Below are 21,924 nucleotides of genomic sequence, written 5' to 3'. Positions count from 1 at the left end.
TGCTAATTGTTTAAATCAATCGTGTTCGTCTGTCCATCCTTGGTAACCAGCAGTTGAAGCGTATCAATGGACTCTAACTCGGTCTGGCTGACCTGAAAAAGAAGTACCGTATCCTGCGTCGCCTGTGCTTCCAAAGATTTGTTGTAATAGGTAGAAAGATCTGCCATAGAAAGTGTCGTGATACCATCGATCGCCGTCCCGTCATTGATCTTGACCTGATAAGTGACCGGCTGGTTGATCAGATCGACCGTCACAGCCTGATCTGTCGTATTTGCCACCTGCACATGTAAGATCAGATAAGAATAGCCCTCTCCCGCATCCGGTATGGCAACATCTGTCGTTTCATATGAGGAAGATATATCATATCCCTGGTATGAAAAACTGATCCCAGATATACCAATAACATCCGACAATGTCATCTGCGTTTGCTCCTGTTGCGTCTCATCCACCGATGCATCGTCTGATTGTCCCACGTCGGTATCCTTTTGCTTGTCCTTATGCTCATCCGATACATAAGAGTAACCTGTGTCCTGTGCACGGTTGTACTTGGAAACCATCTTGGCGGCATAAAGCACGACCTGATTTTCCTCATCATCGGTCATGACATATAATTTTCCGCACCCGGTCATGCATAAGCAGAAACACAACATCAACCCGCAAAGAACCTGTTTCTTGTATTTCATATTGCGCTCCTTGCACATGATATTGTTCTATATATACTATCATGTTATCATTCTTATTGGCAATATTCAACAAAAATTTGTCCTTTTTCTGAAATCAGCACTCGACTTCAAACCAGAATTCTACGCCATTTTCATGATTTTGCACACCATATTCCTGCCCCATGCTCTCCATGATCGCCTTGACGATGGAAAGCCCGATTCCGGTGCCGCCATATTCTCTGGTACGCGCCTTATCCACCTTGTAAAACTTGTCCCAGATATGCTCCATGCTTTCCTGCGGGATCGGGTCACCCGTATTAAATACGCTGACGCGCAGTACATGCTCTTTCTTTGTCAGTTTGATATCGATCTTCTTTTCATTTTTGGCATAATGAATGGCATTGCTGAGATAATTGCTGACGACCTGTTCCACCGAATATTCATCGGCATAGACAAAGATCTCCTGATCGTGTGCAAAAGACAGGCTGATGTCATTCTGCTGCAAGAGGATCTTCATGGACTGGATCATGCCTTCCAGCAAGGCAACGATGTCGAAATGATCGTACTCCATCTCGTTATTGCCGGTCTCGATCTGGTTGAGGGAGATCATGGACCAGACCATACGGTTCATTTTCTTGGCTTCATCAATAATAACATCACAGTAAAACTCACGGCTTTCCTCATCATCCGTAATACCCTCTGCCAACCCTTCCGCATAGCCCTGGATCAAAGCGATCGGCGTTTTCAGTTCGTGTGAAACATTGGAGATAAACTCCTGCTGCCGTTTCTGATTTTCCTCTTTTAAGGCAATATCTGCCTGCAATTCATGGTTTGCCTGCTTTAATTCCACGATCGTCTCTTCCAGCGTTTCGGACAGTTCGTTCATGTGCTCACCTAAAACATCCACCTCGTTGCGCTTTTTCTGACTGTGATATTTGGCTTGAAAATCCAGACCGATCATGCGCTTGGAAAGGTCTGTTAAGGCAAGTATCGGCTTGGTGATCCTTCTCGTCAAAAAGAAAGTCGCTAAAATACTCAGCGTCAGTGCCAGAATACCGATCCAGATCAAAAAGCGGTTGGTCAGGTTGGTACTTTCACGGATACCCTCGATCGCAGAACGGAGCATGATGATATTGCCGTTGTCAAGTGTTCCCCAAAGGACAAGGTATTCTTCGCCCAGCCGGTGATCCATCTGCTGTTTGATGACATAGTTGTCACCACTTCTTTCTGCCCCCGAACTGCCCTGCATCTGTTTTCCAAACATGGCGTAATACAACTGGGAGTTCATGTCCTCCGTGTCATGTGCCGTCGTCAAAAGGACATTTGCCGCCGAATCTACAACGACAACGGAAATACTGTAATTAGCATGCGCCTTTTCCAATTCATCCAGAAATTTCTCGTCATCAAAACTGCCTGCGACTGCCGCCCGATTGACCAGATCAAAGGTCGAGATCATGGCTTCTTCCTTTTCGTGCTGATAAAAATAGCCCAAAAAGCAGAAATTGATGATGAGTGGTGCCACGATCGTCAGGGCAATGATCGTTATGTAAATGCCCGCCATCTGGCGGTTGATACTCTGTACTTTATTCTTCGACTTCAAACTTATACCCCATTCCCCAAATGGTCTTGATATAATTGCCCTTGTCGCCTAATTTAGCCCGCAGTTTCTTAACATGGGTATCGATGGTTCTGGCATCCCCAAAATAATCATAATTCCACACGCCATTTAAGATCCGGTCTCTCGACAAGGCGATTCCCGCATTTTGCATAAAATAGGTCAGCAGTTCAAATTCCTTTACGCTTAGGATGATCTCCTGTCCGTCAATGGTAACGATATGTGCCTTGCGGTCAATGACAATACCACCTGCTTCCAAGAGGTCTTTGTTGCCGTCATCTGCATCCGATGTCCTGCGGATAATGGCATTGACATGTGCCACCAAGATCTTTGGACTGAAGGGCTTTGGAATATATTCATCCGCGCCATATTCATAACCGTTTAGAATGTCATTTTCTTCACTTTTTGCGGTCAGCATGACGATCGGGATCTGGGAGGTCTCTCTGACTTCCTTACATACCATAAATCCATCCACGCCCGGCATCATCACATCCAATATCATGAGGGAAAGATCTTTTTCCCGGTAAAAGATATCCAGTGCCTGCTCACCATCTGCGGCTTCCAATACCTCATATCCCTCACGCACCAGATAATCTGATACCAGTTTGCGCAATCTCGCCTCGTCATCTGCGATCAATATCTTCTTTCCAGCCATCTTACACTACACCCTTTCTGCTACTGTTTTCTCTCATGCTACACATATATTATGTCAAAATTGTGACCTTATCGTCTCCAAGTCCCTATTGGTTCAACTTCTGCTCTCTTTCGTTTAACTCCTGTTCCCTGGCATCCAGTTCTTCTTCCCATGACGCATACTTGTCTACGATCTTTTCTTCATAATTCAAGATCGTCGGATTCTGGCTGGTCGCATTGATGGCAAACATGCCAATGATAATAAGGAGCATGGTAATACATGCGATCAGAAGTAGTCGGGATAATTTCTTATATCGTTTCAAAGCCACCGTCATTTTTTCTGGCGTCAGATCTTCTATTTTCTCTTTTTGCTTTTTTTCCTTACGAGAAGCCTTTTCTACTTTTTCTTCTTTTGTCTGCCTGGTCGGGCGGGATGCACTCTTTCCCCCGGCTCTTTTTTCTTCTGCTCCTGGCTTAGGCGCCGGCTTTGCCCCTTCTTTCTTTTCTACAGGTCTTTTGGGTGCCGGTGCTTCTTCTTCCTTGATCAGTAACCGCTCGGTCTGTGGCTTTGGCGGAAGGCTTGGCACCGGCGGCAGATCTGCCGCATCAATTTCCGGAAGGGCAAGCAGTTGTTTTCTCATGTCTTCCAAAAATCCCAGCCCGAGTTTTGTATGAAAGAGATCTTTTTTTACCATCTGCTGATAGGCTGCTAATACTGCCTTGGGATCTTCGTTATCGATCTGCTTCATAATATAGGAGATCGCCTGGACTTCCTTTTGTGCCTCTCTTGCATCTTCTTCTGTTTCAAATGAAAAATCACCGATCACGTATGCCATACCATTTCTCCTTTTAGGTAAATCTCTTTTCCACCAGATCATAGGCGGACAAATAATCTTCGCTGTCTATCTTTCGCTCTACTTCCTGTAAAAGCCCCACAAAACCGCCGGACGCCTCCAGTGGCTGAAGTATCTTTAACATTTCCTGTCCATCCAGCCCGTATGCTGCATCTTCCAACTGCGTCAGAAGTTCTTTTTTCTCTGCTTCGGATAAGTTGACAGATGCACTTTCTTCGTTTTCCGCTCCCACATCTTTTCGAGGGGAAAGCGGCATATCAAAATATGCCTGTATGCTATGAATATCCCGGATAAAAAACTGCATCATTTTTTCGTGGTGTGACAGGATATAAGGGATGTCGCCTTCTTTTCCGGCGGCTTCCAAAGCCTTTGCCTCCTCTGACAGTTCCATAGCACCGATCGCCTTCATGGAACTCTTGATTCCATGTACCTCGATCCTGTAATTGTCCCAATCCTGCTTGGCAAAAAGTTCCTCTATCCGCACCCAGTTGTGTTTTCCCCGCAAAGCATAGTCTTTTAAGATCTTATGGTAGATCTCATCATTGCCGCAATAGAGCCGTCCAACGGATGCATCCAGCGTAGGCAGGACATCCTCTTTTTCAGGCAGAGGACTGACAATGGCATCTGCCAGTTCCAGACTGCTAAAAGGAACATAGAGAGCGCTCTGATTCGTGCGTTCTTCTATCCTGTGTCCCTGCCGGCAAAAGACGATCAGACGCACATGCTCCGGCAGATGGGAAAAGTATGCCTGATGCACCTCATACTGCGCCATGGATAACATAAGACAGACTTCTCTTTTCTTTTGCAGTTCTGCCTGCAAATGCTGTATGGTGCCACAGAGAACAAAAGGCAGTCCCATTTGCTTGGCCAGATGCTCCTGGGTGATCAGATATGCCTGTCGCTCCCCCGCATCCATATTTTGTTGTCTTTCATAATAACCGATCAGTTGGCAGGGTTCTTTACAGGTGACAAGCGGACCTTCTTCTACAAGTAATTGAGGGAGAACCAATGTCTCGGTTCTCCCCATCATTTCATGCGGTGCCTGCCCCTGATCCCGAACAGGATGTGTCTGTATCAGTACTAACAGATTACCTGTCGGAAGGCTTCTTTCATAAGTCAGACGTATGACCAAAAGTCTGGTCTTGCCATAACTTAAGACCTCTTGTATCTTTTGTAAAATCTCCTGCTGCGTCGTTTGCAGATCCCCTGTCAGTCTTTTGGGCACATTGACATCACAGTCGATGACCATGCCCATAGGTTCTTTTTCATAGGTCTCGTGCAAAAACGCCATCAAATGATCGATCAGATCATTTTCTGCGTAGGATTCCATCTTAGTATTTTCCAAATCCATCATCTAAATGAATGTATGGTGTCTCAGCAGCATCTTCGTTAAAAGATCTTTCCGGCAACTCGTGATGGCTGATATCTCCCAGATGATAGGTCGATAAAAGTTCCTGCATACGGTTTGCCTGGTTGGAAAGTTCAATGCTGGCTGCGGCACATTCCTCGCTGGTCGCAGAGTTGTTCTGTACGACCTGGGATACCTGATCGATCGCCTGATTGATCTGTGCGATCGCCGTTGCCTGATAATTGGATGCCTCGGAAATGCCAAGGATAATGCCTTCGCTCTCCTCTACGGCGCTTGTGATCTCTGCTAAAGCATTGGCTGTCTCGGATGCGATCTTGGAACCTGCATTGACTTTGTGGATGGAATCTTCGATCAGTTCTGCGGTCTCGGATGCTGCGGTAGCACTCTTTGCTGCAAGGTTTCTGACTTCTTCCGCAACAACGGCAAATCCCTTTCCCGCTTCTCCGGCTCTTGCTGCCTCTACTGCAGCATTTAAAGCAAGGATGTTGGTCTGGAATGCAATGTCATCAATCACCTTGATGATCTTTGAAATGCTCTCGGAAGAATCGTTGATATCACGCATAGCGTTCATCATCTCGCTCATCTGGTCATTGCCTCTATGTACGTTATCTAAAGCATGTTCTACCAACTCTGCTGCGTTGGATGCTTCTTGGGCGTTTTCCTTGGTCTTGCCGGCTACATCACTGATAGAGGCTGTGATCTCCTCGATCGCACTTGCCTGCTCGGTAGATCCCTGTGCCAATGCCTCAGATGCATTTGCCACCTCAGAAGAACTGGTCGATACCTGCATGGCTGCATCGGTAATATGAGACAGGGTTGTCTGGTTCTTCTCCACCATGTTCTTGAGTGCTGCACCCAGTGCATCATTATCCGAAGATGGCTTGACATCGATCATCAGATTACCCTCTGCCACCTGACCTGCCACCTGTGACTCATAACGGATATTGTCTACGACCATCTGGAAAGAATCTACCAGTTCGCCGAACTCATCATTACGTTTTTTCTTTAATTCTACATCCACATTTCCCTTAGCAATCTCTCTTGCAGCCACATTCAGGCTTGCCAATGAAGTGCGGATGCTTCTGGAAATCGTAATGCAGACCGTCGTGATCAATGCAATGCAGATCACCAATTCCACAAACAAAAACAGATTGTATGACTGTAAGTATTTCGGTGACATCATACCATGCTGTGCCTTAGCCACAGACTTATACGAAAAGATCTGCGTAATGATCAAAAGGATCTCCGGCACGATAAACGCAAAGATCAATAATGTGTGTACCTTGATTGCTTTTTTCTCTTTCATGTTACTCTTCTCCTTCTTCACTCTCATCTTCATTATTCAAATGTCCTACCAGTGCGGCTTCTTCATCCCCAAGTAACTTGGCAGGATCTAACAACAACTTGACATCATTTCCAACTTTACCTATACCGGATACGAATCGGCTTTTGGCATTATCATTTTTGCCAATCGAAGGGGAAGGTAAAATGTTTTCTGCCGGTATCTCTACGACCTCGGCGATTTTTTCAACGATCAAACCTACGACCATCTGCTCATAACGGATCACGATGATACAGGTCCTGTCCGTATAAGGAATCGGTTCCTGATGAAAACGCAGGCGGACATCCACGACCGGTATGATCTTGCCGCGCAGATTGATCAATCCCTTGACATATTCCGGGCTTTCCGGAATCTCTGTTATCTCTTGAAAAACAATAATCTCATTGACATATTCGATCTTAAGTCCAAAATATTCACTCCCCGACTGGAAAGTCACATATTTGTCTTTTTGTGTGTCAAACTCACTCATCTTCTTTCGTCCTTTCCTAGTATTCCATCAGACCGGCGGCATCCAATATCAATGCGATGCTTCCATCTCCCAGTTGTGTGCATCCCGACAAACCTTTGACCTTTTTTATGTACTTCGGTATCGGTTTGACGACGATCTCCTGTTTGCCGACCAAACGGTCTACAAATAGACAGACTACATTTTTTTCTATTTCTACTAGAACCATCATACCATTTGCAATCTTGGTCTCATAGTCATGTAACTCATAAAAATCACCCAGACGGATGACCGGGTAGCAAGCCCCACGAATCATGACCGACTCTCTGCCATCCGGCTCATGGATAAGCATATCCTCCGTGACATGGACGAATTCCCTTACGGCTCCTGTCTCCATGACGAAAGAAGAATCCCCTACATCCATAACAATGCCATCAATAATGGCAAGTGTCAATGGGATCTTTAAATTCATTGTACTTCCCTGACCGGGTACGCTGTCGATCTCTAACGTACCTCCGATCTTTTGCAGGTTGGAAACAACGACATCCATACCTACGCCTCTGCCGGAGAACTCCGTCACTTTCTTGTTAGTCGAAAAGCCCGGCAGGGTAATGAACTGATATACCTCTTTATCTGTATAAGAGGACTCCGATCTGCCCGGTTCCAAGAGTCCCTGCTGTCTGGCTTTTGCCATGATCTGCCCGCGGTCTAAGCCTTTTCCGTTATCCGCAACAGAGATCCATACCTTGCCGGATTCTGTCTTGGCGGAAAGTGTGACCTTGGCTTTTTCCTGCTTGCTGCTCGCCAATCTCTCCTCATTGGTCTCGATACCATGATCCATGGAATTGCGCACCAGATGCATGAGCGGATCCGAAATATGTTCGATGATGTTCTTATCTACTTCTGTCGTATCGCCAATCATTTCAAAAGTTACATCCTTGCCAAGTTTCCGTGACATCTCAAAGACGATACGGTTCATCTTCTGGAAGGTATTGGTCAGCGGCACCATACGCATGCTCATGATCACATTTTGCAGATCGGTCGAGATCTTTTTCATCTGCCCGGCTGCCTTGTTGAAATTGTCTAAATTCAGTCCCGGCACTTTCAAATCCGGGTTTTGTAAGACAACCGACTGGGAAATGACCAGTTCACCGATCAGATCCATGAGTTGATCCATCTTGGCAATGTCGACACTGATAAAGGAAGCCTTATCCTTTTTCGCCGGACGCTCTTTTGCCAGGTTCTTGCCCTTGCCCGGTTCCTTGGAAGCAATGACGAAATCACCGGGTGCGATCTTCTTTTTCGGTGCAGTATCTGTCTGCCCCTCTTTGGCATCCGCCCGCTTTTCGATCTCCTCCACGGAGGAATCCAGATCGATCAGAATCTGTGCCTCCTCTGCCTCGAATCCTAGTTGAAATTCCTGTGCCGTACATTCATAGACCTCAACTTTAGTCAGATCATAGCCCGGCTGTACGATCTCGCGGATATCCTCCTCGGTCGCATCTGTTTTGATCAGGATATTAAATCCATCTTTAACAATCTCATCGGATGTCGCCTCGTTTGTCAGGATATCCTCCGGCGAGTATAAAATGTCCTTGGCGATCTTCTTTAAGGCAAATACCGTCTTGTAGGCATGCATACTTGCCATCTGGATCTCAGGATTATAAGTCAGATAGATACGGAAAAAATGACTGTTGCCACCGGTTTCCGGCGCAATATAGAACTGCTTTGGTGTTTCTTCCTTTTGTACCGGTTTGGTATCCGCTTCTTTGGCTCCATTCTCCCCCTTGATCTTTTGCAAAAAAGCATCCAGACTTGCGACCAGTTCTGTCGCGTCGCCATCGGCATCACCGCCATCCGATAACTTGTCCATCTCCGCCATGATAAAATCTGAGACATCCAGCACATGTTCCACCAGTTCTACATGTGGTACTGTGGTCGGATGGGACTCACGGATAAAATAAAAGACATCTTCCAACTTATGAGATACTTTTGTGATCTCATCAAACATCATAATACCGGAAGATCCTTTGATCGTGTGCATGGTACGAAAGATCTCATTGATACTATCTTCGTCAAAGCCATCCGCATCTTTTTGTTCCATTACGATATTCTGCAGATTTTCCAGAAGCTGCTGGTTTTCAAATAGATAAACACTGAGCATATCGCCAGTATTAAAATCGTCTGCCATGAAAGACTCCTTTCTATATCAAGCCTAATTTCTTTAATGCCTGATCGAATTTTTCTTTGTTGATCGGCTTTCCGGAATACACACTGCATCCCAGATCAAATGCCATCTTTACATTTTCTTCATCGTTGAGCGCCGTTGTCATGATGACCTTGACCTGTTCTTCCTCCGGTATGCCGTGATCAGCCTCCAGATCACGGATGCTACGCAAGACCTGATAGCCGTCCATCACCGGCATCATGATATCCAGACATGCCAGATCGTATGGCTCTCCGTCCTCCAATGCCATGAGATAGGCATCCACTGCCTCCATCCCATCGACAGCCGCATCACATTCTCCATAAGATGACAAAAAATTCATCATAAACTTACGCGTTACAAAATCGTCTTCTGCCAGTAAAATCCTCATATTCCCTCTCCTTATCCCTTATTTGTTTAAAACATTATAAATTCTTTTTGCAATATCCGGTAATTTTTCCTGATATTCCACTGCCCCGATCTCATAAGCGACCTTGGGCATACCGTAGACGATACAGGTCGTCTCGTCCTGTCCGATCGTATGGGATCCGTTTTTGCGCATCTCCAAAAGCCCCTTGGCACCATCGCCTCCCATGCCGGTCAGGATCACCCCCATGGCATTTTCCTTGGCATGCTTGGCTACCGAAGAAAACAAAACATCTACCGACGGGCAGTGACCGTTTACCTTTGGTGCCTTTTTGAGTACTATTTTATACATATTGTCCTGTCTTATCAACTCCATATGTTGATCACCGCCCGGTGCCAAAAGTACCAGCCCCGGTCTGACAATATCTCCACTCTTTGCCTCACGCACTTCCAATTCACACCGCTCGTTCAGGCGGCTGGCATACAGTTCCGTGAAGCCTGCCGGCATATGCTGTACCACAACGATTCCCGGCACATCTTTATGTAATCCCTGCAAGACATCGAAGGTCGCCTCCGTGCCACCGGTCGATGCCCCGATAGCGATCAGGTCGCATTTTCCGGTCGGCTTTTGAATATGCAGGGCATTTACAACTTCTGCATGCGTCCGTCTGCGATGGATCTTTGCAATGGACGCGATCTTGATCTTGACCGGCAACTCCGTGCGGATAAATTCTTCGATTGCTCTTCGTTCTGTGGATGTCGGCTTTGCAACAAAGTCAACCGCTCCGGCGTTCATGGCATCAAAGACACGGTCACTCAGCGAACTTATCATAACAACCGGCATAGGATACTGGGGCATAAGTTTCTGTAAGAACTCTATGCCATCCATACGCGGCATTTCAATATCCAGGGTCATGACATCCGGCTGATATTTGAGGATCATGTCCCTCGCTTCAAAAGGATCCCTTGCCGCAGCCACGACTTCGATTCCTTCGTCTTTATTCAAATTTTGTACCAGGAGTTCCCGGAATACCAGGGAATCCTCCACAACTAACACTCTAATCTTTCTAAGCATCAAGCCCCCTCCTATTTGCGAAAAATCGATGGCTGTATCATTTGAAATGGTGCTACCGAACGATCTATCGTTTCCGTCCTTCCTATAAACAAGTATCCACCCGGTTCCATATACTGATAGACCTTGCGGATCAGTTCCTGCTTTGTTTTGTTATCAAAATAGATCATCACATTGCGTAAAAAGACAATGTGAAATTTATGCTTGAATAAAAAGGGACTCATCAGGTTAAAACGCCTAAAAAGGATCTCCTTTTTGATCTCGTCCGTCACCTGATAATGCAAGCCATCCGGACATGCCTTAAAATAGCGCCGTTTCCATTGCGCCGGCATGGATGCGATCGCATCTGCCGTATAGATCCCCCGCGTCGCCTGCTCCAGGATCTCAGCGGATACATCCGTTGCCAGGATCGTTGTATCCCAATTTGCATGATCCAGACCGAAATAATCCTTGATCAGCATAGCTAACATATAGGGTTCTTCTCCACTGGATGCCGCCGCACACCAGATTCCCAGATCTTTTGTCTTTGCCTCTTTTTGGGAAAGTTCCGGCAAGACCACGCGGGATAGATATTCCATGTGTTCAAACTCCCGCATAAAAAATGTATGATTGGTCGTAAGCATGCCAATCAGGCGCTTTTCCATATGACCGGTCGGATCTGTCTCCAAGGCATTCATAAAGGCATCATAGGAAGCGTAGCCATGTGCGACCACATAGTTTTCCAGACGCCCGGTCATGATCTCTTTCTTTTTTGACATATCAATTCCATAATGTAACTTCACGTATCGGTAGATACGTTGGAATTCTGCTTCTGTCATCTTCATTGTACTATAGTCCTCATTCTCTTTTGTATTCTCCCCTATACCAACTGTCGTTTTATCATATAAAGCACATCGTAAAGTGCCGGATTAAACTTGACACCTGCTTCTTCTCCTAAAATCTCCACGGCTTTCTCCTTGGAAAAAGCACTACGGTATGACCTATCTTCTGTCAGCGCACAGTAGGCGGTAACAATATTTACGATCTGTGCCGACAAAGGAATCTCCTCTCCCGCAATCCCGGTAGGATAGCCGCTGCCATCCCAACTCTCATGGTGATACTTTACGATATCCCGCGACATCTGTATAAAATCATTTCCCTGCTCCTCGTCATCGATCCCCTGCAGGATACGTTCCCCGACTTCGGTATGACGCTGCATGATGCGGCTCTCCTCCGGTGTCAGGCGATCGGTCTTTTGTAAGATCTCTGTCGGGACTGCCACGTTTCCGATGTCACACACCGGGGCAGCCAGTTCTATGGTATCCACATATGCATCCGAGATCAGGTCTGCATATTCCTTGGTCAGTTGCAAGGTTTCTGCCAGGACACGGCAATTCTTACTGATGCGTTCCATATGCGCCACATCATAGGCAGCATTTTCTCTGGCAACCCGCAGCAGGGCGTAGAGAACATTTCTTTTTTCATTTTCCACACGCCGCAGTTGTTCGATCACAGATAACTGCAACTTGTGGTTCATATCCTGTAACTGGCGTGTCGTCTCATATAATTTAAGATGGATGTTAATTCTTGCTTTAACAATATCCGGTACAAAAGGTTTTGTGATGTAGTCTGCTCCCCCGCAGGCAAAGCCCTGTTTGATATCCTGTGGATTGTCCAAAGCGGACGTAAAGATGATCGGGATCTCTCTCGTCCTCACATTCTCCTTGATCTGCCGGCATACTTCAAAGCCATCCATTTCCGGCATGGCAATATCTAAGATAACAAGATCGATCTGCGTTCTTTCCAAAACCTTGATTGCCTGCATACCGCTTTCCGTCAGAACCGGGGTGTAGCCCGCCTGCCGGATGATATCACGCAAGGCAAAGCGATTTGCTTCTACATCATCTACCACCAGTATCTTAGGTGTCGTAATCTGATCCATAATCTCCTGCCTCCCTAGTTCTTCAAGATCTCTTTCAACGCCTGATAATAGGTGTTGACGGTATCGTAATTTTGTTTCTGGACTGCCATCTTAAGGCGGAGCACACCGCTTTTGACTTCCTGTGGTGCATCCATGGTCAATTCCCGCACCGTGGCTGCAAATTCTTCCGCCTTGACCCAATTATCCATTTCCACGGATAATATAAGTTTATTTAAATCTCGTTTTAATTCTTCTCTATTTTCCTGGGTGCCATATTTCCTTACATGATCCATACCATTTTCCGCTGTAAACTCCGCAAGACTATGGATAGAGGAAACATACTTAGTCGTTGGATCCTGCAGGCTCCGGCTGGTCTGCAACTCGCTCTGTGGTGTCTCGACCCAGATCTGAAAGGAGAACATGGAACCTTGTCCCTGCGTACTCTCCACATGGATCGAGCCATCCATCAGTTCTACTAACTGCTTACAGATATTCAGCCCTAATCCCGTACCGCCATAGCGTCTGGATATAGAAGCATCCACCTGGGAAAAACTTTGAAAAAGTTTGTCCTGGTCTTCTTTGCTGATGCCAATACCGGTATCGATGACCAGAAAGAAGAGTTCCATACGATTGTGGATCTGGGAAGTCTTGACGACCTCCACGGCAATACGTCCTACCGATGTAAACTTGCAGGCATTGGACAAGAGATTGTTGAGCACCTGCACAATACGGAGTTCATCTCCAATGATATGTTCCGGTATCTCCGGGGAGATACTCATACTAAACTGCAAGCCTTTTTCTGCGATCTTGTTCTTATGGTTCGCCTTGACATATTCCATCATAGAGCGGAAATCAAACTCCCGCTGCTCTAATGTAAACTTGCCTGCTTCCAACTTGGAAAAATCCAGGATATTATTGATAATGGCATTCATATCAGCACAACCGCGTTCCACTAAAGATATGATCTGCAATTTCTTGGAATCTTCTTCGATCTCCCGTAAGGACATGATATTGCCCAAGATCCCATTGACCGGAGTCCGCAATTCATGTGTGATATTTGCCACAAATTCTGATTTGACTTTGGCTGCCGCCTTGGCTTCTTCTCCGACCTGGTCGACCTTACGCGTCAGATAGATCTCCTTTGTCCGGTCGTGTGCAATGCAGATATAATCTGCATTCCCAGTATCTAAAAGGCGCATCCACACCGGAAAACAGGTCCGGTTGTATCGATAGATATCCACCGGCAAACGATCAACCTCGGTCTTTTGTCTGGTCTCTGCCAGATCTTTTGCCTCAGTAAAAATGCCGGGAAATATATCAAAAATAGAAATGGAAGGATCACTCACAGGATATTCCAGTTGTTTCTGTGCTGTCTCATTCATATAAATGATCCTGCCGGTCTGATCACAGGCAAGGATCATATCACAGATCTGATCTATGGATTTTGCAATGATTTCCTTTTGTTCCATCTAACGTGTCCTCCATTTAGAAAAACCCATATTTTATTGTAAAGAAGTGTCTGCTAAAGTGCAAGAAAAAAGAATGTGCAAAAACACATTCTTTTCACAAAATTGACACTATTCGATATCCAGATCTGCGGTGATCTGGTAGTAATCACAGGCGTGCGAGGTATAATTGGATACATTGGATCTTGAGATCATGCTCATCTTGAGGAAGGAACAAAAGACAAAGGCATTGTCATCCAAAAGGATCTGTTGCATCTGCACTGCAAGGTCTGCACGTTTTGCCGTATCAAATTCCTGACTCAACTGCTCATCCAGTGCATCCAACTGCGCATTGGAATACTTGCCCTGGTTTTTCGCGGAATCGCTAAGTGCAAACACGCGGAACCAGTATTCCGGATCCCCGGTCGGTGCCTGCACATTTGCCATGGCATACACATCCCAGGCGGATGCATCCTGAACCACCTCATTGACATCCAGCGTATTGTTGATATCCACCTCGATACCGATCTCCTTCAGGCTTGCCTGTGCGGCTTCCGCCAAAAGTGGCAGTTCCTGGCGCGTCGGATAGGTCAGCCATTTAACGACCAGTTTCTTACCATCTTTTTCCCGGATGCCATCGCCATCCGTATCGACCCAGCCGGCATCTTCCAAGACCTTCTTTGCCCCCTTGGGATCATAGGATTCGGTCGTTACCTTATCTCCGCCAAATGCAGTCTGATCCGGGAAAACACCATTTGCCACATAGCCGTTGCCTTCTAAAAGCGTATCTACAAAACTCTCTTTGTCAATTCCCATAGCGATCGCCTTTCTGACCGCAGGATCTGCACACACCGAATTTTCATCAAAATTCATCTTGGCAAAAAAACAGCGTGAAGTCGAGATCCGTGAAAACTGGTAATCATCTCCTTCAAATAAAGGATAAGACTCATATGCCATACCGTAAGCCGCCTGTACCTCATCTGCCTGTAAAGCCTTTGCCAGGGTATTGCCATCGGTAATGGATTTGATCGTGATCTCATCGATCTTTGGATCTCCATTCCAATAATTGTCATTCTTTACCAGTTTTAAATAATCATCCGTCTTTAGATCGACCGCAATGTAAGGTCCTGTTCCCGAAACAATGCCATTATCAAATCCTGCTTTAACATCTATAATACAAGCATAAGGATCTCCCAGGTAATTGAGAAGTGCCGGTTTAGGCTCGGATGTCTTGATCGTCAAGACCTGACCGTCTGCTTCCATAGAGGCGATCTTGGTATCTGCTGCCGCACGATCGTGCACAGCAAGCAAGTGTTCCAGACACTCCTTGACTGCCTCCGCATCCATATCCCTTCCGCTGGAAAATTTTACATTGTCCTGTAAAGTGATCTTCCAGGTCAGTGGATCGACATTTTCCCATGCCTTTGCCAGCCATGGCTCAATCTCCATATCGTCGGAATACTTGACCAGAGTCTCCCCGATACCATAACGGATACAAGCCCAGCCCGCATAAGTATTATGCGGATTGATGTCTGCCTCCTCATTGGCACTGTTAAAACTGACATCCCCTATGACCAACGTCTTTTTCCCATCACTTGCCTCTTTTTGCGTCTTTCCACAACCACTTAAAGTCCCAAGTGCCAGACAGATGCCAATTAGCACTGCCATCATCTTTTTCTTTTGCATACTCCCTTATCCTTTCTTAACTCTATATATAATTTTTATTTTTTTACTATAAAACACTATCCATCAGCATTTTTGTATAAGCATGTTTTGGATGTCGGATGACCTGGTCTGTTGTACCCTCTTCCACAATCTTTCCTTTTTGCATCACGATCATGCGATCACAAAACGCCTGCACGAGCGCAAGATCATGGCAGATAAAAAGATAAGACATATCTCTATCTTCCTGTAAACTATCCAGTAAGCCTAGAATCTCTTTTTGCACGGTCATATCAAGTGCGGAGGTCGCCTCGTCCAAGATCAATAATTTAGGTTGGATCGCCAGTGCCCGCGCAATTGCTGCCCTCTGGCACTGCCCACCACTCACCTCATGCGGATACCGGGTCAAAAATTCTTTGCCTAGTCCACATTCCCCCAGTAAGCGTTCTGCTTCTTCCCATGCTTCTGCTTTTTTCATCCCCCGGTTGATCAGGCTTTCCGCGATACCGTCGCCCAGCCGTCGCCGGGAATCAAAAGAATCTACCGGCATCTGAAAAACCATCTGCATTTTCTGATAGATATTTCTTAAATTGTGTCCTTTTGCCCGCGTAATATTTTCTTCTTCCAGAAAGATCTGACCGCTTGTCGCCTCCGTCAGCCGTGTGATCATGCGGGCAAGTGTTGTCTTTCCACTGCCGCTTTCTCCAATCACTGCCATTTTTTCATGAAACCCTAGCGAAAACGACACATCATCTACTGCCCTGTATGTTTCTCCTCCATGCGTTGAGAAATCTTTTGTCAAATGTTCTACCCGCAACAATGTCCGCATATGCTATCTCCTAAACCTCGGCACTGCCTCCAATAATTTTTCAGTATATTCCGATGTCGGCTGTGCCAGAATATCGTCTTTCTTACCATAATCAACTGTCTTTCCCTGATGTAAGACCAAAATCTCATCTGCCATGGCACGGATCACACCGATATTGTGGGATACCAGCAAAATAGATGTACCAAACTTTTCCCGGATCATCAGAAACTGCTCTACCACCTGCTTTTGCACCGATACATCCAGTGCAGAGGTCGGTTCATCTGCCAGCAAAACGCGCGGATGCAAAAGCATGGCAGCAACAATTCCTACGCGCTGTTGCATACCGCCGGATAATTCAAAAGGATAGGACTCTAGGATTCGATCTGGCTTGTCAAATCCAAATTTATTCAGAAGGTCTAAAGCCTCATCCATAAATTCTGCCTTACTGATCCTTTTGTGCGCCCTGACGGCTTCCTGCATTTGCACGCCTAAGGTGCGAATCGGGCAAAAACTGCTTCCTGCCATCTGAAAGACCATGCCCAGTTCCCTTCCACGGATCTTTTGCATTTCTCTTTCACTGCATTGCCCCAGATCTTTCCCATCATACAAGATCTTTCCCCGGCAGAGTTGCCCTTCTTTTCCCAAAAGTCCCATACCTGCCTTTAAAAGTGTGGATTTTCCGGAACCGCTCTCCCCCACGATTCCCAAGATCTCACCGCTCGCCAAGTTAAAATCCACATCCTCTATGACCAGAGATTGCCCATATCGGATATTTATATGGTCATATCTTAATAATTCCGCCATCATGACCTCCCATTCTTTGGATCCAACCAATCACGCACTGCTTCACCAAACAGATTGAAGATAACAACCGAGATAAAAATAGCGATTCCCGGCGATAGCGTGACCCATGGCTGTGTCGTCAAAAGATTTCTGGTCTCGCTCATCATACTGCCCCATTCCGCGATCGGAGGCTTTGCACCCAAACCTAAAAAAGACAGCCCCGCCAGTTCCATCATCATGGTTCCGATATCCAGCACGGCAGTTACCAAGATCGGTCCCATAATATTGGGAAGAATGTGTCTTACGATCAGTTTCCAATCACTATCTCCCGCTAACCGGGCAGCCTTGATATAAGTTGCCTTTTTTTGTGTCAAGGTCTGGCTGCGCGCCAGACGTGCGTATTTTGGCCAGGAGATCGCAGCCAGTGCTATGATGGCATTTTGCAGACCTCCGCCTAAAACCGCTGCGACTGCAAGGGCAAAAACCAGTCCCGGAAAGGCCAGAAACATATCGGCAATACGCATAAGAATGACATCGATCGTGTTTTCAAACCAACCACAGATCAAACCGATCATGCTCCCAAACACGCTAATAAAAGTTACCAAAAGTAACGTTGAGAAAATACTGGTCTTACTTCCTACAATGATGCGAGATAACATATCGCGTCCATACCGATCGGTTCCCAATGGGTGTACAAAAGAGGGTGCCGCTTTCGCATTACTTAAATCCTGTAGATAGGGATCCATCGGACATAACTTATCACTGAACAGAGAAAAAAGGATCAAAAGTCCTGCCAGGGATGCAAATACTACGAGACGGAATTTAACGATATTTCTTTGTTTCCTGCTTTTTTTCATTGCTTTGCCTTCTCCCCCAATCGTATTCTTGGATCCAGCACACGGTATAAAAGATCCGTAACAAGATTGACCAGCACATAAATGATCGCCATCCAAACCACATAAGCCAATATCATAGGATAATCTCTCATGTTAATAGAATCCACTGCCAACTTACCAACACCATCCCACATAAAAATGCTCTCAATAATCGCAGTTCCTCCTAAGAGACTGCCAATAGACAAGGCAAGTAGTGTCAGTATCGTAACCATGGCTGACTTCATGACATTTTTCCACAGGATGTCCCTGCTCCGCACGCCTCTTGCCTTAAGTCCTATGACATAATCTTTGTTCAATTCCTCCAGAACAGTCGCCCGCACCTGCCGCATATATTTTGCCGACATAGAAATAGCAAGTGTCAAGGTCGGCATAATCGCACTTTGGAACGACACATCGCTGGCAATCACCGGCAGCCAGCCCAACTTGATGCTGAGCAATTCCATCAGCAGGATAGCAACGAAGAAATTCGGCATGGCGTTGCCGATAAAACTGCTTATCCGAAGCAGATGATCCATCCACTTTCCCTGCTTTATGGCAGCCAGAATCCCCAGCGGGATAGAAATCAGTACCGTAAGCAATATGGATAAAACCGTCAATAATAAGGTGGCCGGTAGTTTTTCCATAAATGTGTCTAAAACATTTCTTCCGGTCACATAGGATATGCCCATATCGCCGGTGAGCATACCCTTCAGCCATGTAAAATACTGCGTCAAAAAAGGCTTATCCAAGCCTAACTCCGCTCTTTTGGCATCTATGATTTCCTGTGAAACTTCGACACCTCGATTTGTATATAATTGCGTGACCACATCTGATCCGGCAACATGCATCATTGCAAATGATAAAAAGGTAATACCTAATAAAATGGGAATCAGTTGTAACAAACGTCTGCAAACATATTTCACTGCTACTATCCTCTTTCTTGGCACTCATGTCCTTTTCGGACAATGCAAACACTGTTTAACATTATAACAAAAAAATTGGAATGCATGACGAGAATTGCCTCATTATGCATTCCATTTTGTTATAGCATATGTCATTTTTTACGGCAGATTTAATCGTTTTTCCATATAAGAAAGAAATTCCTGTGCCAGTGGTACAATGTCCTCGCCACTGCGTTTTACATAGCCAAAGGAAACACATTTTTCCCCATGATAGAGTATGCTTCCCTGAAACATAGAACGCTTCTCCAGATGATTACTGCTCACATTACAGAGATTTGTATTTTTGAGTAACATATTCATGACGTAATCACTATTGGTGATCACACCAATTTTGTCGGAAAACAAATCTTCTTCCTGACCTTTCACCATTTCCCAGTAATGATTCAGTGCAAATTCATCCTCATAGGCCTGTACCAACCGTTTATCTGCCATATACTCTTTGATGTCAGTGCCCTTTTCCGGAGCCGGATTTTGTCCATAATACAGAACAGCCTCGCTTTTTTTCAATTCATGGAATTCTAATTGTGCCCTTTGTAACTTGTAATCCAGATGTTCCCTCTGCGATTCCATAAAGAAAATGAAGCCAATATCATCCTCGCCACTAGACACACGCTCCAGAATATGATTCAGATTCGCTTCTATCAGTTGGTAGCGGACCTGTTTTTTGCCAAATTGTTGATAAAAAGAAGTAAAGGTTTCCGCAATCCACGAACTCGGGTTGCTGGACATATTTACCTCTTCCCTGTCATCTAACTGATAAATTTCTGCCAAATGTTTTTCCTGCTCTAGGATTTTTACTGCATATTCGTAGGCTCTTCTCCCCTTATTGGTAAGCGTTATTCCTCTATTGTCTCTGCGAAATACAGGAAATCCCAGTTTGCTTTCAAGACTCTTGATCACCTTGCTGACATTGGGCTGGGTCGTATAAAGCACCCTGGCGGCCTTGCTAAAAGATCTCACATCTGCACAGATCACAAAATATTGTAACTCCTTCACTTCCAGCATAGATAACATATCTCCTCTTTAAGTATTCGATTTTATTATAACGTCAAAAATCTATCCCGTCCAGTTATCTTCTATGCTTGACAGATTATCTGCATAAAAGAAACCTCTACTTTTCAAAGTAGAGGCTTCTTTTTTACCAATTACTGATTTAATATTGCATTTCTAACAATCTTCTTAGGATCTTGGATCAATAAAATCACCAACCATATGATCAGACCAAATGCAACTACAGACAGCCCAAGGAACAAATCGTTGAGCATATCCATCGGATCCGGGGTAAAGTATGCTGCATGCAATTCTGCATATTCAAAGATAGCATCTACAAACCACATAATAGAAGCACCCCAGTACATTAAACTCAATGTTCCCAAACGCAATTCCTTACGGTTTTCTTTTTGATACCAAAGGATAGTAGAAATTATTGCCGCAAAAACAGTCACAAGTAATGTCATAATTCTATCCTCCTATCTTTTGTTGGTAAGTAAGACATCTGTATCACGTTTTTCCAAAATATTAGAAACTGCCACCATACCTATCCATACTACAGTAACTAATACCGCCATAAGTACACCTGTCGTACTCATCTCATGAAGCATTTCTGCCGCATCGGATGGATTGGAAGCCGCTGTCAAAAATGGAAAGAACGGAACTACCTCTCCATGCCATACATGTTCAAACGCTAATAAAGCCGCACCGCCCCATAACATCGTGTTTAACCATTTTAATTTTCTTGAAAATGTTACCTTACCCTGTTTCTGAAGTGTTTGTCCCTTATCTTCTTTTTTTTCATGTGCCTCAACATTTTTTTCAACAATTGTTGTAACAATTGCCTCTGTTGTTGGAACTAAAAAACATGCCATTTCATTCTCCTCCTTTATGTGCATTTCATAATGCGTATAAATAAATTATAAACGATATGACAAATTTTTCAATTTCATAGTCATTCCATTCTGTTATGTATCACAGGCAAAATATGCTGTCATTCCGTATCTTCTATAACATTTTGTTATTTATTCCATTTGAATCCAACGATTGCACCAATGATTCCGCCCACAATATGTGCCATATGAGAAATATTATCCTGCAGGGTAATTCCCTCATAAACCTGCTGTCCGATAAAGACTGCAGCAACCAGCAGAAAAGTAAGCGGAATGTCTCCGCTGCGGAATCCGGTAAAGGAGGTCATTACGATAAAAGCAAAGGCAATACCACTGGCTCCGCACAAACCAACACCAGGGAAAAAAATGTAATTGATAATGGCTGTCACAAGTGCTGTAATCAGGAACACTTTTAAAATATTCTTAGATGAATATTTCTCCTCCAGCATCGGTCCCAGTAAAAGGATATAGGTCATATTTCCCAGAAAATGATCCCAGCCGGAATGTCCAAAGACATGGGTAAAAAATCTAACATAAGTCAATGGATCCTTGAAAGAAGAATGATAGGTTACAAATAGAAGTTGATTGCTCCGTCCGCCGGTGTGTTCATTTAGGAGTGTTACCAGAAAACAGATCAATACAAATCCTAAAATGACCGGTGAATTAAAAACAATGCGAATACCTCTCTTACTGTTTTTCATAGAATTTCTCTCCTTTTTTCACTATAATTTTCCTATTGCCATAACAAAAAGCCTTGAAACATTGCAACACAATATCTCAAGGCTTTACTAAGACAGGGGATCCAGGAATCGAACCCGGCTCTGGAGTTTTGGAGACTCTTATTCTACCGATGAACTAATCCCCTATATATCACAAAACCTATAATACTAGATTATAGGATGTAATGCAAATATAAATTTTTATAACACCTTCAAAATTTCATACAGATTCTTTGAATCAAACCTTCTTGGTTAAGCCTTCGATCTATTAGTAACAGTCAGCTACATGTATTACTACACTTCCACCTCTGTCCTATCTACCT

General features: G+C 44.9%; 22 protein-coding genes and 1 tRNA gene. All 23 read right to left on the bottom strand.

Annotation, left to right across the window (positions count from 1 at the left end; translation table 11 throughout):
* Positions 1–2 precede the first annotated feature (2 nt).
* The 23 genes from H8R94_RS00120 to H8R94_RS00010 all read right to left on the bottom strand — a co-directional run bounded on the left by H8R94_RS00120 (position 3) and on the right by H8R94_RS00010 (position 21,747).
* A complete protein-coding gene (locus H8R94_RS00120; protein WP_186853557.1) occupies positions 3–683 on the bottom strand; it encodes a hypothetical protein in 681 nt (226 codons plus the stop codon).
* 94 nt (positions 684–777) lie between these two features.
* Complete coding sequence (locus H8R94_RS00115) at positions 778–2,262, bottom strand: sensor histidine kinase (RefSeq protein ID WP_243238422.1); 1,485 nt, start codon at positions 2,260–2,262, stop codon at positions 778–780.
* A complete protein-coding gene (locus H8R94_RS00110; protein WP_118281330.1) occupies positions 2,246–2,932 on the bottom strand; it encodes a response regulator transcription factor in 687 nt (228 codons plus the stop codon). Before H8R94_RS00110 ends, H8R94_RS00115 begins: the two co-directional genes overlap by 17 nt.
* An 85-nt stretch (positions 2,933–3,017) precedes the next feature.
* Positions 3,018–3,746 carry a hypothetical protein gene (locus H8R94_RS00105; protein WP_186853556.1) on the bottom strand — a complete coding sequence of 243 codons (729 nt, stop codon included), beginning with the start codon at positions 3,744–3,746 and terminating at the stop codon, positions 3,018–3,020.
* A gap of 13 nt (positions 3,747–3,759) precedes the next feature.
* Positions 3,760–5,094: an Hpt domain-containing protein gene (locus tag H8R94_RS00100; protein WP_186853555.1), complete on the bottom strand. Its 1,335-nt coding sequence runs from the start codon at positions 5,092–5,094 to the stop codon at positions 3,760–3,762.
* 1 nt (position 5,095) lies between these two features.
* Positions 5,096–6,439: a methyl-accepting chemotaxis protein gene (locus H8R94_RS00095; RefSeq protein ID WP_186853554.1), complete on the bottom strand. Its 1,344-nt coding sequence runs from the start codon at positions 6,437–6,439 to the stop codon at positions 5,096–5,098.
* 1 nt (position 6,440) lies between these two features.
* On the bottom strand, positions 6,441–6,944 hold the full coding sequence (locus tag H8R94_RS00090; protein ID WP_118534860.1) for a chemotaxis protein CheW: 504 nt from the start codon (positions 6,942–6,944) through the stop codon (positions 6,441–6,443).
* A 16-nt stretch (positions 6,945–6,960) separates the two neighbouring features.
* Positions 6,961–9,111 (bottom strand): chemotaxis protein CheA, encoded by a 2,151-nt coding sequence (locus tag H8R94_RS00085; RefSeq protein ID WP_186853553.1) that lies wholly within the window; start codon positions 9,109–9,111, stop codon positions 6,961–6,963.
* 13 nt (positions 9,112–9,124) lie between these two features.
* A complete protein-coding gene (locus H8R94_RS00080) occupies positions 9,125–9,517 on the bottom strand; it encodes a response regulator (RefSeq protein ID WP_118281336.1) in 393 nt (130 codons plus the stop codon).
* 18 nt (positions 9,518–9,535) lie between these two features.
* On the bottom strand, positions 9,536–10,567 hold the full coding sequence (locus H8R94_RS00075) for a protein-glutamate methylesterase/protein-glutamine glutaminase (RefSeq protein ID WP_186853552.1): 1,032 nt from the start codon (positions 10,565–10,567) through the stop codon (positions 9,536–9,538).
* Positions 10,568–10,578: 11 nt separating this feature from the next.
* Positions 10,579–11,388 carry a CheR family methyltransferase gene (locus tag H8R94_RS00070; RefSeq protein WP_186853551.1) on the bottom strand — a complete coding sequence of 270 codons (810 nt, stop codon included), beginning with the start codon at positions 11,386–11,388 and terminating at the stop codon, positions 10,579–10,581.
* Positions 11,389–11,423: 35 nt separating this feature from the next.
* Positions 11,424–12,485, bottom strand: a complete 1,062-nt coding sequence (locus H8R94_RS00065) for a response regulator (RefSeq protein ID WP_207722441.1) — start codon at positions 12,483–12,485, stop codon at positions 11,424–11,426.
* Positions 12,486–12,499: 14 nt separating this feature from the next.
* Positions 12,500–13,933, bottom strand: a complete 1,434-nt coding sequence (locus tag H8R94_RS00060; RefSeq protein WP_186853550.1) for an ATP-binding protein — start codon at positions 13,931–13,933, stop codon at positions 12,500–12,502.
* A 108-nt stretch (positions 13,934–14,041) separates the two neighbouring features.
* Positions 14,042–15,595: an ABC transporter substrate-binding protein gene (locus H8R94_RS00055; RefSeq protein ID WP_186853549.1), complete on the bottom strand. Its 1,554-nt coding sequence runs from the start codon at positions 15,593–15,595 to the stop codon at positions 14,042–14,044.
* Between the two features lie 46 nt (positions 15,596–15,641).
* Positions 15,642–16,400, bottom strand: a complete 759-nt coding sequence (locus H8R94_RS00050) for an ABC transporter ATP-binding protein (protein ID WP_186853548.1) — start codon at positions 16,398–16,400, stop codon at positions 15,642–15,644.
* 3 nt (positions 16,401–16,403) lie between these two features.
* Positions 16,404–17,183, bottom strand: a complete 780-nt coding sequence (locus tag H8R94_RS00045; protein ID WP_178010473.1) for an ABC transporter ATP-binding protein — start codon at positions 17,181–17,183, stop codon at positions 16,404–16,406.
* Positions 17,183–18,019, bottom strand: coding sequence for a nickel transporter permease (gene nikC / locus H8R94_RS00040; protein ID WP_186853547.1), 837 nt, complete (start codon positions 18,017–18,019; stop codon positions 17,183–17,185). Before nikC ends, H8R94_RS00045 begins: the two co-directional genes overlap by 1 nt.
* A complete protein-coding gene (nikB, locus tag H8R94_RS00035; protein WP_243069533.1) occupies positions 18,016–18,960 on the bottom strand; it encodes a nickel ABC transporter permease in 945 nt (314 codons plus the stop codon). The genes nikC and nikB overlap by 4 nt, the downstream gene beginning before the upstream one ends.
* 138 nt (positions 18,961–19,098) lie before the next feature.
* The gene (locus H8R94_RS00030; protein WP_158575176.1) at positions 19,099–20,004 is read right to left on the bottom strand and encodes a LysR family transcriptional regulator; all 906 of its coding nucleotides are present in this window, start codon (positions 20,002–20,004) and stop codon (positions 19,099–19,101) included.
* 140 nt (positions 20,005–20,144) lie between these two features.
* The gene (locus tag H8R94_RS00025; protein ID WP_118534865.1) at positions 20,145–20,456 is read right to left on the bottom strand and encodes a hypothetical protein; all 312 of its coding nucleotides are present in this window, start codon (positions 20,454–20,456) and stop codon (positions 20,145–20,147) included.
* Between the two features lie 12 nt (positions 20,457–20,468).
* Complete coding sequence (locus tag H8R94_RS00020) at positions 20,469–20,864, bottom strand: hypothetical protein (protein ID WP_186853546.1); 396 nt, start codon at positions 20,862–20,864, stop codon at positions 20,469–20,471.
* Between the two features lie 146 nt (positions 20,865–21,010).
* Positions 21,011–21,583, bottom strand: a complete 573-nt coding sequence (locus H8R94_RS00015) for a rhomboid family intramembrane serine protease (RefSeq protein WP_186853545.1) — start codon at positions 21,581–21,583, stop codon at positions 21,011–21,013.
* A 93-nt stretch (positions 21,584–21,676) separates the two neighbouring features.
* Positions 21,677–21,747: transfer RNA gene (locus tag H8R94_RS00010), tRNA-Trp, on the bottom strand.
* Positions 21,748–21,924: the final 177 nt, after the last annotated feature.

Source organism: Roseburia lenta (assembly GCF_014287435.1).
GTDB classification, from domain to species: Bacteria; Bacillota; Clostridia; order Lachnospirales; family Lachnospiraceae; genus Pararoseburia; species Pararoseburia lenta.
This window is presented reverse-complemented; position numbering and strand designations above follow the sequence as displayed.

Excerpts from the sequence above, each read along its gene's own strand:
- H8R94_RS00120 (WP_186853557.1), bottom strand. The coding sequence starts at position 683 with ATGAAATACAAGAAACAGGTTCTTTGCGGGTTGATGTTGTGTTTCTGC.
- H8R94_RS00110 (WP_118281330.1), bottom strand. The coding sequence starts at position 2,932 with ATGGCTGGAAAGAAGATATTGATCGCAGATGACGAGGCGAGATTGCGC.
- H8R94_RS00105 (WP_186853556.1), bottom strand. The coding sequence starts at position 3,746 with ATGGCATACGTGATCGGTGATTTTTCATTTGAAACAGAAGAAGATGCA.
- H8R94_RS00100 (WP_186853555.1), bottom strand. The coding sequence starts at position 5,094 with ATGGAATCCTACGCAGAAAATGATCTGATCGATCATTTGATGGCGTTT.
- H8R94_RS00095 (WP_186853554.1), bottom strand. The coding sequence starts at position 6,439 with ATGAAAGAGAAAAAAGCAATCAAGGTACACACATTATTGATCTTTGCG.
- H8R94_RS00090 (WP_118534860.1), bottom strand. The coding sequence starts at position 6,944 with ATGAGTGAGTTTGACACACAAAAAGACAAATATGTGACTTTCCAGTCG.
- H8R94_RS00085 (WP_186853553.1), bottom strand. The coding sequence starts at position 9,111 with ATGGCAGACGATTTTAATACTGGCGATATGCTCAGTGTTTATCTATTT.
- H8R94_RS00080 (WP_118281336.1), bottom strand. The coding sequence starts at position 9,517 with ATGAGGATTTTACTGGCAGAAGACGATTTTGTAACGCGTAAGTTTATG.
- H8R94_RS00075 (WP_186853552.1), bottom strand. The coding sequence starts at position 10,567 with ATGCTTAGAAAGATTAGAGTGTTAGTTGTGGAGGATTCCCTGGTATTC.
- H8R94_RS00070 (WP_186853551.1), bottom strand. The coding sequence starts at position 11,388 with ATGAAGATGACAGAAGCAGAATTCCAACGTATCTACCGATACGTGAAG.
- H8R94_RS00065 (WP_207722441.1), bottom strand. The coding sequence starts at position 12,485 with ATGGATCAGATTACGACACCTAAGATACTGGTGGTAGATGATGTAGAA.
- H8R94_RS00060 (WP_186853550.1), bottom strand. The coding sequence starts at position 13,933 with ATGGAACAAAAGGAAATCATTGCAAAATCCATAGATCAGATCTGTGAT.
- H8R94_RS00055 (WP_186853549.1), bottom strand. The coding sequence starts at position 15,595 with ATGCAAAAGAAAAAGATGATGGCAGTGCTAATTGGCATCTGTCTGGCA.
- H8R94_RS00050 (WP_186853548.1), bottom strand. The coding sequence starts at position 16,400 with ATGCGGACATTGTTGCGGGTAGAACATTTGACAAAAGATTTCTCAACG.
- H8R94_RS00045 (WP_178010473.1), bottom strand. The coding sequence starts at position 17,183 with ATGGCGGAATTATTAAGATATGACCATATAAATATCCGATATGGGCAA.
- nikC (WP_186853547.1), bottom strand. The coding sequence starts at position 18,019 with ATGAAAAAAAGCAGGAAACAAAGAAATATCGTTAAATTCCGTCTCGTA.
- H8R94_RS00030 (WP_158575176.1), bottom strand. The coding sequence starts at position 20,004 with ATGCTGGAAGTGAAGGAGTTACAATATTTTGTGATCTGTGCAGATGTG.
- H8R94_RS00025 (WP_118534865.1), bottom strand. The coding sequence starts at position 20,456 with ATGACATTACTTGTGACTGTTTTTGCGGCAATAATTTCTACTATCCTT.
- H8R94_RS00020 (WP_186853546.1), bottom strand. The coding sequence starts at position 20,864 with ATGGCATGTTTTTTAGTTCCAACAACAGAGGCAATTGTTACAACAATT.
- H8R94_RS00015 (WP_186853545.1), bottom strand. The coding sequence starts at position 21,583 with ATGAAAAACAGTAAGAGAGGTATTCGCATTGTTTTTAATTCACCGGTC.